Raw genomic sequence first — 1,032 nt, 5'->3', positions numbered from 1 at the left:
GCGGATCGGCGGCCCGAACGGCAGCGGCAAGTCCACCCTGCTGCGGATCGCGGCCGGGGTGGAGCGCCCCACGGAGGGCACTGCCGAGCTGCCCGCCCGACGGGCCTACGTGCCCGAACGCTTCCCGCCCGCACTGCCCTTCGACGCCCGCGGCTACCTGCGGCACCTCGGCCGCGTCCGCGGGATGGACGCCGCGGAGGCCGACCGCAGGGCCGAGCACTGGCTGGACGCCTTCGGCATCGCGGACCGGGCCGGCACCCCGCTCGCCGAACTCTCCAAGGGCACCTGCCAGAAGGTCGCCGTCGCCCAGGCCCTGCTCGCCGACGCCGACCTGCTGGTGCTCGACGAGGCCTGGACGGGACTCGACCCCGCCGCCCGCGCCCGGCTCGACGAGGCGGCCGCCGACCGGGCCGCCCGCGGCGGACGGGTGCTCTTCGTGGACCACGACCCGGCCCGGCTCGCCGGGCTCACCACCGCCGCGTACGAGCTCGACGACGGCGCCCTGCGGCCCGTCGGCACCGGGCCGGCCGGTGGTGCGACCGTGCTGGTCGAGGTGGAGACCGCCGGGCCGGGCCCGCTGCCCGAGCGGCTGCCCGGCGCACCCCGCCGCACCGGTCTGCCCGGCGGGGCCGTCCGGCTGGAGGTGGCCGGGGCGCACTCGGACGCCCTGCTGCGCGCCCTGCTCGCGGGCGACCGCGGCGTGCACGTGCGCAGTCTGGTGGCCGTCCCCGGGCCGACGGCCGACGGGCACGCCCACGACGCGCGGGGCGATGCCGGACAGGACGCCGAGGACGTGCAGGCCGTTCCGGAGGAGGCCCGGTGACCGCCCTGATCCGCTATCAACTGGAGCTGCTGCTGCGCTCCCACCGCCTGATGCCGCCCGCGCTCTGCTACGGGGTGTTGATGGTGCTCGGGCTGTCCGGTGGGGACGACCCGCTCGGCGGCCACGCCTGGAGCGCCGGTCTGCTGCTGCCGGTCACCACCTGGCTGGTGCGCTGCGCGGTGACCGCCGAGCCCGCGGCCGCCCGGGCC

General features: G+C 78.5%; 1 protein-coding gene and 1 pseudogene. Both read left to right on the top strand.

Translation table 11 applies throughout. The features are described 5' to 3' along the window. On the top strand, window positions 1–823 hold an 823-nt coding region (locus tag ABZ641_RS39300), incomplete at its 5' end, for an ATP-binding cassette domain-containing protein (RefSeq protein ID WP_359989540.1). Next, window positions 820–1,032: pseudogene (locus ABZ641_RS39295) on the top strand (hypothetical protein); the annotation flags it as partial. The gene ABZ641_RS39300 and the pseudogene ABZ641_RS39295, both read left to right, overlap by 4 nt.

The sequence above is a fragment of the Kitasatospora sp. NPDC007106 genome, assembly GCF_040634455.1.
Taxonomy (GTDB): domain Bacteria; phylum Actinomycetota; class Actinomycetes; order Streptomycetales; family Streptomycetaceae; genus Kitasatospora; species Kitasatospora arboriphila.
This window is presented reverse-complemented; position numbering and strand designations above follow the sequence as displayed.